The sequence below is a fragment of the Exiguobacterium sp. E17S genome (assembly GCF_057772545.1).
The window spans coordinates 722,219-738,511 of record NZ_JBYLRU010000001.1; the positions used below are offsets into that span (position 1 = coordinate 722,219).

Annotated in this window: 10 protein-coding genes; 2 read left to right on the top strand and 8 right to left on the bottom strand. The window is 43.9% G+C overall.

Annotated features, from left to right (window positions below):
- Positions 1-163 precede the first annotated feature (163 nt).
- From AC3B4V_RS03805 to AC3B4V_RS03835, 7 genes are all read right to left on the bottom strand, one after another.
- The gene (locus AC3B4V_RS03805; protein WP_488377813.1) at positions 164-2,431 is read right to left on the bottom strand and encodes a putative bifunctional diguanylate cyclase/phosphodiesterase; all 2,268 of its coding nucleotides are present in this window, start codon (positions 2,429-2,431) and stop codon (positions 164-166) included.
- Between the two features lie 226 nt (positions 2,432-2,657).
- The gene (locus AC3B4V_RS03810) at positions 2,658-3,833 is read right to left on the bottom strand and encodes a hypothetical protein (RefSeq protein WP_488377814.1); all 1,176 of its coding nucleotides are present in this window, start codon (positions 3,831-3,833) and stop codon (positions 2,658-2,660) included.
- A 37-nt stretch (positions 3,834-3,870) separates the two neighbouring features.
- Positions 3,871-4,209, bottom strand: a complete 339-nt coding sequence (locus AC3B4V_RS03815) for a hypothetical protein (RefSeq protein WP_488377815.1) — start codon at positions 4,207-4,209, stop codon at positions 3,871-3,873.
- Between the two features lie 333 nt (positions 4,210-4,542).
- Positions 4,543-4,968 carry a hypothetical protein gene (locus tag AC3B4V_RS03820; RefSeq protein ID WP_488377816.1) on the bottom strand — a complete coding sequence of 142 codons (426 nt, stop codon included), beginning with the start codon at positions 4,966-4,968 and terminating at the stop codon, positions 4,543-4,545.
- Positions 4,969-5,204: 236 nt separating this feature from the next.
- A complete protein-coding gene (locus AC3B4V_RS03825; protein ID WP_488377817.1) occupies positions 5,205-6,119 on the bottom strand; it encodes a DMT family transporter in 915 nt (304 codons plus the stop codon).
- A 140-nt stretch (positions 6,120-6,259) separates the two neighbouring features.
- Positions 6,260-9,988 carry an ABC transporter permease gene (locus AC3B4V_RS03830; RefSeq protein ID WP_488377818.1) on the bottom strand — a complete coding sequence of 1,243 codons (3,729 nt, stop codon included), beginning with the start codon at positions 9,986-9,988 and terminating at the stop codon, positions 6,260-6,262.
- A gap of 64 nt (positions 9,989-10,052) precedes the next feature.
- On the bottom strand, positions 10,053-13,757 hold the full coding sequence (locus tag AC3B4V_RS03835; protein ID WP_488377819.1) for an ABC transporter permease: 3,705 nt from the start codon (positions 13,755-13,757) through the stop codon (positions 10,053-10,055).
- A gap of 372 nt (positions 13,758-14,129) precedes the next feature.
- Here AC3B4V_RS03835 and AC3B4V_RS03840 point away from each other — a divergent pair, with 372 nt between their 5' ends.
- Positions 14,130-14,720 (top strand): TetR/AcrR family transcriptional regulator, encoded by a 591-nt coding sequence (locus AC3B4V_RS03840; protein ID WP_058265817.1) that lies wholly within the window; start codon positions 14,130-14,132, stop codon positions 14,718-14,720.
- On the opposite strand, the gene AC3B4V_RS03845 is transcribed toward AC3B4V_RS03840, so the two are convergent.
- Positions 14,695-15,450, bottom strand: coding sequence for a carotenoid biosynthesis protein (locus AC3B4V_RS03845; protein ID WP_406747933.1), 756 nt, complete (start codon positions 15,448-15,450; stop codon positions 14,695-14,697). The two genes, AC3B4V_RS03840 and AC3B4V_RS03845, sit on opposite strands and share 26 nt — an antisense overlap.
- 43 nt (positions 15,451-15,493) lie before the next feature.
- Between AC3B4V_RS03845 and AC3B4V_RS03850 the strand changes: the two genes are divergently transcribed.
- Positions 15,494-16,288, top strand: coding sequence for a spermine/spermidine synthase domain-containing protein (locus AC3B4V_RS03850; protein WP_058265819.1), 795 nt, complete (start codon positions 15,494-15,496; stop codon positions 16,286-16,288).
- Positions 16,289-16,293 lie beyond the last annotated feature (5 nt).

The following is a 16,293-nucleotide window of genomic DNA, read 5'->3' on the forward strand; positions in this document are numbered from 1 at the left end:
CTTATTTTTTGAAAAGAATTTGTTTATAAAACAGGTCTATACTAGTTTATCAGCAGAGCATCTTAAAATTATTCCTTAAGATCAAGATAGAAAAATAAGTCGCCATCATAAAGTGCATGACATAAATGATCAAACGTCATCTACGGCATGCACTTTAAAATTTTTAGAGAGATGTGGTCTTCAAAACATCTTGTGTTTGAAGCAATGTAACAAATGCGTCAAAATCGATTGGACGAGAGAATAAGTAACCTTGACCGATCGTACATCCGTAAGAAGTAAGAACCTCTTTTTGTTCAATCGTTTCGATTCCTTCCGCTACGACGGTTAAATTAAGATTCAAGCCGAGCTCGATGATCGTCTTGACCATAGGCGATTTTTGATTAGAAAGCAGGCGATCGATAAATGACTTATCGATTTTCAATGTATCAATCGGAAGTTGCTCGAGTACATTCAAGGACGAATACCCTGTTCCAAAGTCATCGATGGATGTTTTAATCTGCGAGGTCTTCAAACATTGCAAAATCGAAACGCTCTCTTTGATGTTTTGAACAATGCTCTCTGTAATCTCAAGCTCGAGCCATTGCGAGTCAAGAGATGTCTCCTCGAGAATCTCGATGACACGCCGGCAGAAGTTTGGACTCTGAAATTGAAGAACAGAAACGTTGACCGATAGAAGTAAGGGTTCGAATCCTAAAAGCTGAAGTTGTTTACTTTGGTAAGTCGCAGTGAATAGGACCCACTCTCCGATTTCATTGATCAGACCTGCTTCTTCAGCGATTGGAATGAACTCAGCTGGTGAAATCCATCCGAACTTTGGATGATGCCAACGGAGCAATGCTTCCATACCAACGATTCTCCCAGAACGAAGATTGACTTTAGGTTGATAGTAAACGCTCAATTGATGCTCACGTATCGCATTTCGTAAATAGGATTCAATTTCAAGCTTTCGTACTAAGTTGGATTGAAGTTCAGTTCCATAGGAAACAAATGCGTAATTTCCATTCTGTTTAGCTTGATAAAGAGCTTCAGCTGTATGAGCCTGTATTTCTTCGATCGTCAAACTTTGGTCAGGAAATACACTGACACCACCATGCGCTACAATTTTCAATTCTAGCTCCTTCAAACGGATAGGAGCTGCAAGATGAATAAGTATCTTTTCATTCACAACAGTGATATTAGATCTCTCTGTTTTCAGAAGCACAATCATAAACTCATCTTCACTGTACCGATACATTTTAAAATTCTCTTTCAGTACATGTTTTAAGCGGAAAGATACTTCTTTCATGATTTGTTCTCCAACATGATGCCCGAAAATATCTGTGTACATCCGCACTCGTTCTACTTGAAGCAATATGAAGGCAAGCGGTGCGTGTTCATCTTTGAGGCTATTTTTGGTGTCTTGTAAAAATGATGCACGATTACCTAAGCTCGTTAATGGATCGATATATGCGATTTGGTTTAATTCAGCTAATAATTCACTATTTTTCATGACAGTAAAAGCTTGTCTAATGATGATAAGAAAAAAAATCATGATCCATCCTGTACTTAAGGCATTTAAATTCCAGGCATAACTTTGCATCATTAGGATGGAGAGGATCAAGATGCTCGAATAAGGAAAGATAAATTCTTTTTTGGTTGAGACATTAAGAGCAAATGGATCAATCATACTTTCTTGTTTAGGCTCTTTTTCATGATATCGAGCGGTGTAACCGATAAATAGTAATGCGATAGTCCAAATCAAATCGACACTGCCACCTGATATATAGCTATTCTTAATTGTAAATTGTGCAAAAGTGATATCTCCGATGACTTGTAAAAATAAACCGATGATGAGATAAGTCAAATATGCATTTCGTTTGTTGAATAGGATTAAATAATAAAGCGTGATGATAAAAAAAAGAATTCCTAAATCGGCAATTTGGAAAAGAAACGTGTGGGCGATGTACCACAAAGACTGCTGATTAATCTGATAAAGCGGATAAAGCAGGTAATGATAACTAATTGAAGTCGCGGCTATCATATAAATCATTGTATTAAAGAAGAATGCCGAGTTTGAAAATTTTCTCGTTTGATTCATAAGTTGATTTAACAGGGCAGCAAAGTAAAAAAAGTAAGAGCAGACCCAAGTTAAAGATGATAAGTCCGGTGTATTTATGACATGATTCGTAACAAGTAAGATGATCCAAACAAGTGTGCCAAGGGCAGAAAAACTCGTTCCAAGACCTAAAAACATCCAAAAACGTCTAGCGGATTCATTCTTGAGATAACTTTTTATGATCCAACTCGTACTTAAAATACCGACGAATAACTGGACCGTGTTTAATAGAACCAATCGCATCCATTCAGATCCTTCAAAAAAATGGTTCCCATACCAAAACAATAAACCAATTCCGATGGACAGAAGGAAGGGATAACTTATAGTTGTACGCAATTTTTTTCCTCCCTTATGTTTAAATAGCTTTCAAATAAGTATCGGATATATTAGATTTATATTTAACGTAATGTTCTGATGTCATTTGGATTTAAAAAAATCGCTACTATTACGTCATCGAACTAAAATAAGCCTAGATCTCTCAATTGAGTAGATCTAAGCTTATTTTTAGTTCGTAAAGTATCGTGGTGTAAATGACCTAAAAGCTTTTTATCGTCATGTCCTTTTAATTTGAAGCTTTCAAGTGTAAAACATGATACGTCGTTTTCGTTCCATTCGTGATGCTATACGCTAGTACCCCATCATGATATAGAGGAAACGATACCAACTCTTCAAAGTCCGTCAGAGGAGCGACGGTCTTCGCTTTTAAGTCCGCATACATCAACTGATTGATGCCTTCGCGGAAGACGACTTGTGTGTTCGAAAGGAATTGAATGCCGTTAATCAACGTCTGGGCACTCGAAGCAGAATAGTTCAGCGCCTCATGGTCTAATCCGATCGGTTGGAAAATGGCGTCGCCTTCTGTACCGAGAGCGAAATAGGTGCCGCTGCGACTAAAATCAGTCAATCCTAACATCTCTTTTTTATAGGCACCATCCAGCGTCTCAAGCACCCGGACGTTTTTCCCGTTTTTGAAGTGAGACGTGTATAAGGTCACACCGTCATCGCTATCGCGGTGTTCGTACGTGAATAGTCCATCCCGTGTTTTTCCTGTTTTTAAGATGAAGGACTGGAGTGGTGTGATCTTTCCGGTTTTTAAGGAATACGTTTTTATCGTGGAGACCGTTTTTTGTGCAGTCGCTTCTTGCGTGATCCAGGACGCACGAGTTGTCGTGACATCGATTCTCGGAGGGGACGTATCAAAGCGACTTTCGCCAGTATCCAGCGTCGTCACCTGATTCGTCGTAATGTTTAGTTGACGAATCGACCATTTCACACCTGTCTTTGTCGGCTGTTCTGTTTCGACCCATAGTAAAAACGTACCTGTACCCGTCATCATCGGGATTGCATGCTTCGTCGCATGGACGATTTTGTTGTGCTGTCGTTTCGTATCGTATGTATAGATGACACTCTTGTTTTCTTGTAGGTCAAAGTAGAAGATCTGATTTTGATAGAAATATTGCGGATCGATTGAGACACGGTGTTTGCTCAGTAATGAAGAAAGGTCGTACGTTTTCGTTTGACCTAACGTGACGCGCTCCGTTTGCTTTTCTAATTCGATTGCTTGTTGGTTCTTGGAGTCGTTTGTTGCTTTCTTCAAGGAAGTATTCACTTGTTCAGGTGACGCGACATTTTTTTGTGCTATACGCGGTGTTGCTTGTTCTTCCATCATGGTACAACCCGCTGTCGTCCAAACGATGGTCGAAAAACAAAAAACGGATGCGAAGCGTTGTAATTTCATATTGGATAGCTCCTTCGAAGGTTTTCGGAAACGTAAGTCAGTGCTGTACCTCATGTGAAGAGGGACTCGGACGACGAGTATGAAGAAAGACGAGATACCACCACTTTAATGTGTAGGCGAATAAGAAGATACACATCCATGCCCACGGTCGCAGTGTCGTCAATTCTTCGTAAAAATGTCTGAACTCTGTAATGTCAAGACGGTACAAAGAGTTCCAAATGAATAGTGCATACAGGAAAAGCAACGCTACCACCGCTCGAATCGATGCTTTTCTCAAGGCTGGATGCTTGAACGCGACGAAGATTGCACTGATAAGCGTGATGAAAAAGAATGCGTAGAATAATACCCACACCCACATGTCATTAGTTGGACCCATATGTATTTTCCTCCTCAGTTAATCATGGATGCGTCTAGACGATCTTCTAAACAAAACAGAAAGAATGACATCAATCAGTAAGCCGATCAAGAACCAACTGATCAAGGTCAGGATGTAGATCAGAAAAAGCGGGACATGGAAGGAATCTAGCCATGTTCCAAGAAAGGATCGTGATTCAAGAAGCCAGAAAACAGGGCTCGTCAGAAACAACAAGATATTTTTGTCATCGTAGCCGAAGGCATTGAACAGACAGACAACAAGTGAGAGCAAGGGTAGCCAGAGTCGAAAACCTTTACGCAGTATTATTCATCTCCTGTTTGAGTGAGGTTGGTTTTATCGGACTTGAATTAAAAAGGCGGATAGACCGTCACCATGTTCGTTCCATCCGGCAACGACCTCATAGGTATACATACCTTGAGAAGAAGGTGCGATAAGAATGTCGTTTTTTAATGAAACCTGTTCACTTTTCGTTTTCGAATCCCAGCGTACGACTTCGAGCAAATCGGGTTTACGATCAAACGAGAGATGAATTTTGTCAGAGGGTGAGACGATGACGGGTTTACTTTTTTCAGTCATGTGTAAAGCATCCACATAGATCATGTCCGCACATTGAGCACTGAACAAACTGGACCAGCAATAAGAACCTTGGACAGTTGGAATCGCTTTACCGTTTACTTCGACGTTTGGATCATAGGGTTCAATTCGAAACGGTTCAAAATAGATGAAAAAAGCAATCATAGCGATTAAACAACTAATCAAGATGTATTTCAGAATAGGAGCACCTCCTTAGAATCAGTATCGTAGAGTGGATCAGTCGGTTGTATCTAGCATATTTTTCCACAAGAAACAATTGAATCCCTTCTCTTGGTGGATGGAGTTTCGGGATAGTCTGATATTATTGACTCATTCTTTAAATTAAAAGAAGGACAGTGGTTCATGAGCGAATTCGCTGAACCTCTGTCCTTTTGATGGTCGACTATACAAACTGATTTGATTTAACCAATCTTGTCCGCCATATCCGGTATGGCGTTTCTTCGTTGACGCGATACACCGATTCCTAAAGCAATAGCTGCTCCAAGACAACTCGATAAGCAGCCGAAGAGTAAATACAGAGAGGGTGTGGATTCGCCGATCATGACGGATGCGATTCCGCCGATGACGGGGAAGAGCGCGACCATATAGCCGCTCTTCGAACCACCGATCCGTTCGACGAGTTTCAAATAAAACAGCCATGCAAGAAATGATGCGATCACGGTTAAATACAGTAAGGCAGAAAGATAGGTGACGGTTGTCGGGAGCGTAAGCGGTGTTCCTTCGAACCAGACGATGGCGCCCATCAGTAGACTCGCGACAGTGAATCCAATCGCGTTGGCGTGGACCGGGTTGATTCGTTGCTTGGCGTTCCGCGCTGAACTGGCGTCACCCACTGAAGTCAATAGCGTGCCGACTAGAGCAATCAAGACACCTTTTAAATCGGTCAGTCCATCGATGCTACCTAGACTCGGAACGATCAGGACACCGACGCCGATGATACCAAAACATCCGCCAATCCAAACGCGCGCATGGAGGGTCTCTTTTAAAAACAAGCGCAGAGCGATCGGTGTCAGAATGACCTTGAGTGAGAAAATCAACGTCACGATGGCGGCAGAGCTTAACATCGTCGCGTAATAAAGACATAAGTAACTAAGCGCGAAGTTACAGACACCGAATACGACGATGAAAGGCATGTCCGACGCGGTAGGGTTGTTCGTTCGTTTAACGAATAACGCGAATAGAATGAAAAGAACAGCGGTCATCGCTAATCGATAGGTCAAGGATACTTCCAAGGCGACAGGTGTTCCTTGGATTTTGACAGCAATGAAATTCAGTCCCCAGACGATCAAACAAAATAGATACATGAAATATGTCATAGCAGGTCCTCGTTTAAGTAGTTTACTTCCAAATCTTTTCCTGTAGTTCATCTTACCAAAAGTAGAACGTTAAGAAATTAATTTCGGTATAAATAGAAAATTCACTGACCGTCATATGACAGCCAGTGATTAAGTAGTAATCATAATTTGATTTTAACGGTGTAGAGAAAACCAGTGAATCCTGTTTTTACGTTCATGACGAAGGTATTTTCATTTTTCGGTACGATGTAGATGACATCAATTTTTGAGTGTAACGGAGCGTAATAACCTAAGCTTTCTGAATAGGCTTTTTTGTTCAGATTGATCGTTTCTTCAGGCGTGTAGCTTTTCTTGTGACGATCAATCAATGGGAAAGAAGAGGGTTTATAGTCGATATAAGAGTCAGCTGAATCTTCACCCTTTACCTGCATCTCAAGTCTGACAGATACGGCTTGTTTATCTTTCGGAAGATTCTTAAGTGGAACACGTTTCGCCGAACTGACCATGAACCCACGTTCTTTCATTAAATTTTTATCACCAGCATAAGTCTGAAGACCACCTTTATTCATCAGTTCTTCGATGGCGTCTGTATTCGCTTTCTTTGACTGTTTCTTTTGTCCGGTCTTCACGGTGGTTGATGTAACATCTACAGCATCGACTTCGATTTTGACGGTCGTCGGCTTCGCAATGGCTTCGCTTGTCGCGAGAAGAACATACGTATTTTTATCACTTGGAACACGGAACACAAGATCGACGCGAGAAACGAAAGGTGGGAAATAGCGATAGCCGTCCTTCCAAGCGTCTGGGTTCCGGTTCTCATAATCGACAGCTTCGTATACATTACCGCTTGTATCCTCTAACGTGAATAGATTTGGCTTATAAATACCATATCCGCCATCTGCGTCTTTATCCTTGTAGTTCTCAAGGATGACGGGAACGGTAACATATTGTTCATCATCAAGAGTTGGTAATTTCAACTCCTTTGGAGGTGATAGGAGAAGTTTATCAACGCGGAAAATATTGCTTTTTGTTTTAGGATCTCCCGGATAGGTTTGAACGACTCCACGATTCATTAGTTGATCGAGCTTGCTCGAATTGACTTTTTTCGTAGAGGACGCTTTCTTTTTCTTGTCTTTTACATCTGCCAATTTCGTTCCTGTCGTCTTGACCGTTGGTGCAGCTGTTTGTACCGGTTTCGTGGACGCAGGTCCTTCTTCTGTCGTAGCAAAGAAGAACAGGGAAGCGACACCAACGACAAGGGCACCACCAACTGCGGATAAGGCGAGTCGGAAACGTCGTTCCGTCGCTTTCGTATTCGTTGCGACACTTCCAATCGCAGCATTTGGTGTAATGCTGACGGCGCGTTGAGCGGGTAAGAGGGCACCGAGAACTCCCGTGATGGCAGGAATCAACAGCATGACACTCAAGAAACCAAGTTCGCCAGTTGGAAACTGGTTATAGACGAAGCCGATCATCGCGAGTGCAATGAGCAAACCGATGATTCCGGCGAACAGTCCCGTCATCAATCCTTCACTTAAGACGAGTGTCCGGATTTGTCCGTTACGCCAGCCGGTTGCTTTTAAGACAGCGAGCTGACTCTTTCGTTCGTTGACGTTTTGCCACATGATCTCCGTCGTCGTCAGGATGGCGATAAGTAAAGCGACACCCATCGCAACATAATGCATCGTGCCGACTTCGAGTGCAACGTATTCGCCGAGCCATGTCGCATACAAGACACCTTTCAGTCGGAAGGTGATGAACAGGAAGAAAATGAACAGGCTCGTCGGCAAGGCGATCGCGATTGTCGAGAGGATCGTCCGTTGCCAATACGTTGCAAGTTGGTTGATGCTCATCCCAAGGACACTTTGTGCCCGGACGAAGCGACGACCTTTTGAAACTTCACCAGAACGCATACTTTCGAATGGTTGAATCCGGCGGATGAGCGTCATCGGGACGAGCGTACCGCCCCAGTAAATCAATAGACCAGCAAGTCCGATCAAGATGATCCGTGATAAGGCAATCGGATGATCCGTCGTCAGCCAGAACGAACCGAGGATTGTCCAAGAAATCAAGGCGACGAGTGCGCCGAGTAACGTTGCTTCTAGGAACAGAAGCTTCGAGAGCTGACGTGGACGCCAACCGAGCGACAGTAAGATCGCGAATTCCTTCTTGCGGGCATAGAGTAAGATGATGTTTGAACTAAAGACATACACGAGAGCAACAGCGATGACGCTGGCGATGATGCCGCTCATGCCGACTTTCGCTTCTTGGAAGATGGCCATCGATGAACCGAGTTTGATCCACGGCTGCTGGATCCAACCGAGTGCCGATTCACCTTTTAATCCAGGGAGGTATGTCAGCGCGAGCTGTGGCGAGGAGCCAAGCGTGACGTCGGTGATCAGACCGGTCTTGTCCTCGATCTCTTGAGCAACAGCTTTCAACTTTTTCTCACTCGTCGCGTTCATCGTCTCGACACCTTTGACGTTGACACGAATGGCGGAGATGGCTTTATCACCACGTAACTTAAAGGCGGCGTCAAGCGTCGTCAGCATCGATGGTGGTTTCGTCAAGAAGTCATACGGATCGTTCGTCGGTTTGACTTCCCGGACTGGATTGACCGGTTTTTCATTCTTGTCCATGACCCATTGGGCTTTCGCCGGGAAATAGGTCTCCATCGGCAGTTCCGTCAATGGATCCTTCGAGATATTCAATTTTTTCGGATCAAAGACACCAATGTAGTTCAAATGCATTTTCGGGACGTTTTCTAGGCTACCCGTGCCGTCACCGAAGATACGAGCTTTTCGATACATCGATCGTTTCGAAATGAGGGCGTCCTTATCGACCTCTTGAGGTGTTACTTGATAGGTGAACGGCCAACGTTTGGCAAAGGGACTAGCAATCGTTTGATACTCGACAGACGATGGCTTTAAAAACATCCAGTCAAAGCTACCACTTGCTTTTTCCGGAACCTTATCTTCGAGAATGTTCTTAATAAGTTGCTTTGATGCTTGCTCTGTCGAAATATAGTATTCCTTCGTATCTTTAACAGGAAGCGTCTTGAGATAGGATTCGCCACCTTTTTTCATAATACTGCGCACCGTTTCAACCATTGAATCTTTGACGAGCGGGATATCGACTTTCTCGTAGCGATAGGTCCGCGAAGCATTGACGTATTCCTGACTGTTCATGATCAATGGGATGTCCCAAACACCGTCACCATAATCGTTCACGACATCGTCCTTCGTGAAATAACGACTATGCGTAGCCTTTTTGGTTGCCTGATCGAGTCCAACGAGTTGTGCTTCTGCTTCCGGATCAATCCCAGCAAGCATCACTGCGCTCCCGTAACCGTAGATAGGAAACTCGCCTAATTCTTGCGGTGAAACATCTCGATTCAATCCGTCACTCTCAGGAGGGAACCAACCGGCTCCGGCAAAGAATGAATAAGATTCTGTTTCTTTCTTTAGCCCAGTATCTTGCATATCCGTAAACGAAATTTTGTAAATGCCCGGTTCTTTGAAATTATAGGTATCCGTTTCAGCATTCGTATTGTAGTTCCCAATCATTGCAATCGGTGCTGCGACTTCGACGTCAGCAATCTGCTTGATCGTCTCGTACTGCTTGCGGGTAATCCCACCGTCGAGCCCGCTCATATAGTTCGGCTCGAGCAGGTTCAAGTCTTCTGTCACGCTCCGGCTGCCTTCCGGACGAACGACGATATCATACGATGAGCCCCAGCGTTTTTGCAGTTCATCGACGACCGTTCCGTTATTTGCTTGCGTCGTACCGATTAAGTAACTTAGTCCGGTACTGACGATCAGAACGCCGACGAGGAGCAGAATGAACCGCTCCTTGTTGCGCCACCAGGAATTCCAGATGAATTTAAGCATCGATAAAACCTCGATTCCTTTCAATGACTGGACAGTCCATGTCAAGTTCCTCCTAGTGTTTAAATTATTTTTTCGTCAGATCGATTTTGACGGTCGTTGGTTTAGGGAACGCTGGATCAGAAGCGAACAGAACGAATCGCTTCTGATCGATTGGTACTTGATAAACCAACTCCACTCGTGACTTGTACGGTGCGAAATATTGAAACCCGTTTTTCCAGGCTTTCTCATTGCGATTCACATAATCGATCGGTTCATAATCGGTTCCTTGCAAGTCTGTCAAGGCATACCGATTGGGACGATAAGTGATGAATCCTCCCATATCATCCCCTGTATCTTGCATGACGACAGGGATCGTCAAGAAACGATAACCAGCACGTTGCTTTAGATTCAGTTCTTTTGGTGTGTCAATCAATGCCTCGACATGAAAACGATCAAATTGATGTTTCGGATTCCCGGGAGTTGTTTGCGTGACACCTCGCCTCATCAATGTTTTTAATTTTTCCGTTTCCTCTGTTGAAGGAGTAGTAGCGGACGCATTCGCTTTTTTGATATCGTCGAGCGTGATCTTGACGGTCGTCGTTTTTTCGACGGCCTCATCTTTTGCAAGCAAGACGAACACCTTTTGGTCAACCGGTACTTGGTAAACAAGATCGACCCAGGATTTTTTCGAATTGATGTATTTGAATGCATTTACCCAAGCCGTTTTATCGTGATTGACATAATCGACGGGAGTGAACTCTTTTCCGTCAAGAGCAATCAAAGAGAAGGTTTGTGGTCGATACGACGAAAACGAACCTGCAGCTAATTCATCCCGGTTATGAAGGAAAACTGGAATCGTCACGAAACGATATCCTGACTTCTCTTTGAGCTTTAACTCTTTTGGTGTTGAAACGAGCTTTTTAACAGAGAAGTCATAATTCTTCGCCGCCGGGTCACCCGGGTACGTCTGAATAGCGCCTGCGTTCATCAATTGCTCCAGTGCCGTGTTGTCTTCGGCAGTATGTTTCTTATCGTCAGGATCTTGAGCGAGATTTTTTAATTTTTGTCCGGTCGTTTGTACTTTTGGTGTCGTTATTTCTTTTTGAGCCGTTCTCGTTTCAGGTGCAGCGAGGAGGAATAAACTCGTCGTTCCGATGACGAGCGTAGCAGCGATGCTACCGAGTGCCCATTTAAAGCGACGTTCGGTCAATTGTTGATTATCGTTTACGCCACCGATGGCTGCGTTCGGCGTGATTCGCACAGCACGCTGGGCAGGAAGCAAGGCACCAAACACACCAGTCGTTACCGGAATCAGGAGCATAAGACTTAAGAAACCGAGTTCACTGGATGGGAACTGATTATAGACGAAGCCAATCATTCCTAAGGCAACAAGTAGACCGACGATTCCAGCGAAGAGTCCAGTCATCACACCCTCGCTTAAGACGAGAAGTCGGATTTGACCGTTGCGCCAACCGGTTGCCTTCAGGACGGCGAGTTGATTCTTTCGTTCGTTGACGTTTTGCCACATGATCTCGGTCGTCGTCAGGATGGCGATGAGTAAGGCGACACCCATTGCGACATAATGCATCGTACCGACTTCAAGCGCGACGTATTCACCGAGCCAGGTCGCATATAAGACGCCTTTCAGTCGGAACGTGATGAACAAGAAGAAGATGAACAAGCTCGTCGGTAAGGCAATTGCGATGATGGACAGTAGCGTACGTTGCCAGTAAGTCGCGAGTTGATTGATGCTCATTCCAAGAACACTTTGTGCCCGGACGAAACGACGTCCTTTTGAGACTTCGCCAGAGCGCATGCTTTCAAATGGTTGAATGCGTCTGATGAGTAACGTCGGAACGATCGTACCGCCCCAGTAGATCAAAAGCCCGGACAATCCGATCAAGATGATGCGTCCGAGGGCAATCGGGTGATCCGCTGTTATCCAAAATGATCCGAGAATCACCCAGGCGATGAGTGCGACCAGCGTTCCAAGAAGTGTCGCTTCTAGGAAGAGGAGTCTCGATAGCTGCCGTGAACGCCATCCGAGCGAGAGTAAAATCGCGAATTCTTTTTTTCGAGCATAGAGCAAGATGATGTTCGAACTGAAGACGTAGACGAGCGCGACAGCGATGACGCTCGCGATGATGCCACTCATTCCGACTTTCGCCTCTTGGAAAATTGCGATCGACGACCCGAGTTTGATCCACGGTTGCTGGACCCAACCGAGTGCCGATTCTCCTTTTAGACCGGGTAAATACGTCAAGGCGAGTTGCGGGGAGGAACCGAGTGTGACGTCCGTGATCAGACCCGTCTTATCCTCGATTTCTTGTGCGACAGATTGCAATTTTTTCTCACTTGTTGCGTTCATCGTCTCGACTCCTTTGACGTTGACGCGAATCGCAGAAATTGCTTTATCCCCGCGTAACTTAAAGGCAGCATCGAGTGTCGTCAGCATCGATGGTGGTTTCGTCAGGAAGTCATAGGAGTCGTTGGCGGGCTTGACGTCACGGACTGGATTGACCGGACGATCATTTTGATCCATGACCCACTGTGCTTTTGCCGGGAAGTAAGTTTCCATTGGAAGTTCAGTCAACGGATCCTTTGAAACATTGAGCTTTTGTGGGTTAAAGACACCGATATAGTTGAGATGAACTTGTTTCCAGCCTTTAAAGCCACCTTCAAACTCACGTGCTTCGCGATACATGCTTCGTTTGAAGAGTAAGGATTCCTTGGCGACTTCTTTTGGTTGGACTTGGTAGGTAAAGGGCCAACGGGAACTGAACGGACTTTTAATCGTTTTGTATTCAACCGGTGAAGGTTTTAAAGTAATGGAAGACAGTGAATCACTATTGTTCGCATCGCCTGTTGATAAGGTGTTTTTAAGGATACCGTCCACGAGCTTTTTTTGGACGTCTTGAGTCGTGATCGAATAAGAGGTAGGCTCTTCCACTGGTAGTTTACTCAGGTATGCTTTCCCACCTTTTTGTTCAATCTTTTGGACCATGTCTGCAACGCCTGTTGCAGTGAACGGAAGCTCTACCTTTTCATATGTATAGGTGCGCATCGCATCGACATATTCGCGAGAATTCAATAGAATCGGAATCTGCGTCGCTTGATCACCGTACGAAACGGGAAGATCCGTTTCGCTGAAGAAACGGCTATACGTTCCGGTAGTGGTCGCTTTTTTCAAACCGACGAGCTGGTCTTCAGCAGCAGGATCGATTCCGGCAATCATGACTTCTGAGCCGTAGTCATAGAGGGGTTGTTCACCAAGTTTTAAAGGGGAGACGCCTGTGCGCGTTGCATCACCCATTGGTTCCCAGCCAGCAGCAAGAAACGTTGTCATGGTATAAGATTCGTTTTGGAGTCCCGTATTTTGAGAATCCTTGATTTTCAAGCGGTAAATCCCTTCTTCTTGAATCGTATGGGTACCGACGCTACTCGATGTCGATGTATAACCAATCATCGCGATTGGTGCTGCGACCTCGACATCAGCAATCTGCTTGATCGTCTCGTACTGCTTGCGGGAAATCCCGCCGTCGAGTCCGCTCATATAGTTCGGTTCAAGCAGGTTCAAGTCTTCCGTCACACTCCGGCTGCCTTCCGGACGGACGACGATATCGTACGACGATCCCCAGCGTTTTTGCAGTTCATCGACGACCGTTCCGTTGTTCGCTTGCGTCGTACCAATCAAGTAACTCAGTCCGGTACTGACGATCAGGACGCCGACGAGGAGCAAGATGAACCGCTCCTTGTTACGCCACCAGGAATTCCAGATGAATCTTAGCATGTACTATCCCTCGCTTTCGTTTGATTTGAAGAAAATTACGTAATGTGCCCTCCTTATCACTCATGTACATATCCATATATTTCTTTTTATTTTTCCATTATATACAAATAATAGTGAATTGACTAAAGAATCTGTTAATTTAAATGGCAATGTTTTAAGTTGTTAAAGGAGACTGGAACATAACTAGCTGAATTTAACGAAAAGAAGGAATTGCCATCACTCAGAATGTGCAATTCCTTCTTTTCGTTTTGAAACTGCGCTTTGTCCCAGCCTTTATCGTTCGTTGTGCATTGATGAAAAGGAATTGACATAACTTTCTTTTTTTGTTATTTTTCCTTACGAACGGTCGTCAGTTAATTAAGGAGGATCATCATGACTAGACAAACAATCATGCATGTTGCTTTAAGGCAATTTGCTAAAAAAGGATTTGAAGCAACGACGTTATCAACGATTGGTACTGAATGTGCTATGAAAAAACAATCCATCTATTCTCATTTTACAAGTAAAGACGCTCTTTTCTTAGAGATTTATGATGAAGCTTTAAAAAATGAAATCGCGTATATCGATATGTGGATCAGTCGTCATGAAGAGAATCACTTAAAGACGCTGTTGCCAATGTTTGTTGAAGAATACTTGTCACGACATCTATTGGATGACGGTATGACATTTTTCTATAGATTTGCTTTTTATGCACCTGAACAGTTCAAAACTCGGATCGAAGTAGGAACGGAGCAATTCATCTCGCATCTAGAGGCACAGTTCATCGCGTTATTTAAGAGACACATGGAACAGTTGACGTCGACCTCATCACCCGAAGCATGTGCTCTTCATTATTTGACATTGTTTGATGGATTGATTGTCGGATGTTTATACGATAGCCCAAAACGTTATATTCAGCGCAAGTCCGCAGCGCTCGATCTATTCATACATGCGTTCGTCAAGGACGATCTACTGGATGATTGAAGGTACGTCTTTTATAACGTGAATAGTAAGCCAGATATATAAGGATGACGGAACAAGTCACAAAAAGAACACCGTGCAGACCGCTTGTCCATGCGGTTACTCCAAATAACACATGAAGCATTAAAAACAACTTTTGATTGTTTCGCTCAAGCTGAAGATTCGTTGCAGGTTCTTCGTACTTAGCAATGAATAAACTGAAAAAGAGAGCAGTGATGTACCAACCCAAAAAGTTTTGAGTAGGAATGCCGTAATATATACCAGGCTCCTGCCAAACCCAATATTGATTAAGCGAAGCGACAGGATCTATCGCTAAATCTAACCAGACTGTCAAAAGAGGAACGATTAAAAGTGTACTGTATCGGATAGAAAATAGCCTGGAGAAGGCGTAACTAGCTCCGATTACAGATAACCATGCAGGTCCCATAGTGATAGGTACACCAAGCCAGAGAGGTCCGAACTCCGTCGTATAGATATATTTACCGAACAAGAGACCAGTTTTCGTTCCGAAGGATTCTATAAGAATCGATCCGAAAAAAATCAATGGAATAATGAAGCGTGCTTTTGGCAACACGTGCCATAAATAGAATGCGGCATAAGTGCCTGAAAGAAATAAGAAGACGGCATTTGCCCACTCTAGCCATGAGGGAAGTAAAGAAAACCCTACCAGCAAGAGACCGATTGAGAACCATATGACGAAAAGTTTCCATACATATTGTTGAAAGCGATCCATTAGTTGCCACCACCTATTGAAGTATTGGAAATGAGGAGATTGGATGATCAGACGGGTAATTAATGAACATACAGCATATTATGGACACTTATTCCATGCACAGAATATCTTTAATGCTGAAGAGAACAAAGGACGGTCTATTGAAATCTATGAGAGTAGCCAATTCAAGCGTCTGATGATGCTCGATCGGACGCTTGTTACATCAGAACGTGACGCTTTTGCTTACTACGAAATGCTCGTTCATGTCATCTTATACGCTCATCCGCATCCGAAACGAGTCTTGTTGATTGGTAATGCGCGAAAGTTACTGTATCAACAGATTTTGAAACATTCCGACCTTCTACAGGTCGATCATATCGTACTTGACGAGTCGATCGCACGTCATTATGATGAGTGGTTTAAAACGGATCCGAATGTATCACGCTTCATTAAACGACTTGAAAATGTCGTATGCAGGGACCATTATGACATCATCATATTTGATTTACCGAGAAATTATTCTGCTGCGAGTTGTAATGATGTGTTACGACGTTTCATACCGGCTCTACGATCTGATGGATTGTGGAACATGATTCTTCCTCATCCGATGTTTGAGTCGAAACGGTACAGAGAAGTAAATCGATTAATGCGGCAAAAAGGGAGTCAGTTTAAAGATTATCTATCCTATGCGCCGACTTTTCCGGGCGGAATTGCTCTATTTCGTATTGGAACAAATGCAGGAATCATTCAAACACGAGTCACGCGAGGTGTCGCATTCGAAACTAAGTATTTTGATGCAATGACCCATGAGGCAGCATTTGTTTTACCCCGTTATATAAAAGAGGCAAGATCCTCGTGAAGCTT

Bases quoted from the DNA above. Each gene is read 5' to 3' on its own strand.
- AC3B4V_RS03810 (WP_488377814.1), bottom strand. From the start codon at position 3,833: ATGAAATTACAACGCTTCGCATCCGTTTTTTGTTTTTCGACCATCGTT.
- AC3B4V_RS03815 (WP_488377815.1), bottom strand. From the start codon at position 4,209: ATGGGTCCAACTAATGACATGTGGGTGTGGGTATTATTCTACGCATTC.
- AC3B4V_RS03825 (WP_488377817.1), bottom strand. From the start codon at position 6,119: ATGACATATTTCATGTATCTATTTTGTTTGATCGTCTGGGGACTGAAT.
- AC3B4V_RS03830 (WP_488377818.1), bottom strand. From the start codon at position 9,988: ATGCTTAAATTCATCTGGAATTCCTGGTGGCGCAACAAGGAGCGGTTC.
- AC3B4V_RS03835 (WP_488377819.1), bottom strand. From the start codon at position 13,757: ATGCTAAGATTCATCTGGAATTCCTGGTGGCGTAACAAGGAGCGGTTC.
- AC3B4V_RS03840 (WP_058265817.1), top strand. From the start codon at position 14,130: ATGACTAGACAAACAATCATGCATGTTGCTTTAAGGCAATTTGCTAAA.
- AC3B4V_RS03845 (WP_406747933.1), bottom strand. From the start codon at position 15,450: ATGGATCGCTTTCAACAATATGTATGGAAACTTTTCGTCATATGGTTC.
- AC3B4V_RS03850 (WP_058265819.1), top strand. From the start codon at position 15,494: ATGATCAGACGGGTAATTAATGAACATACAGCATATTATGGACACTTA.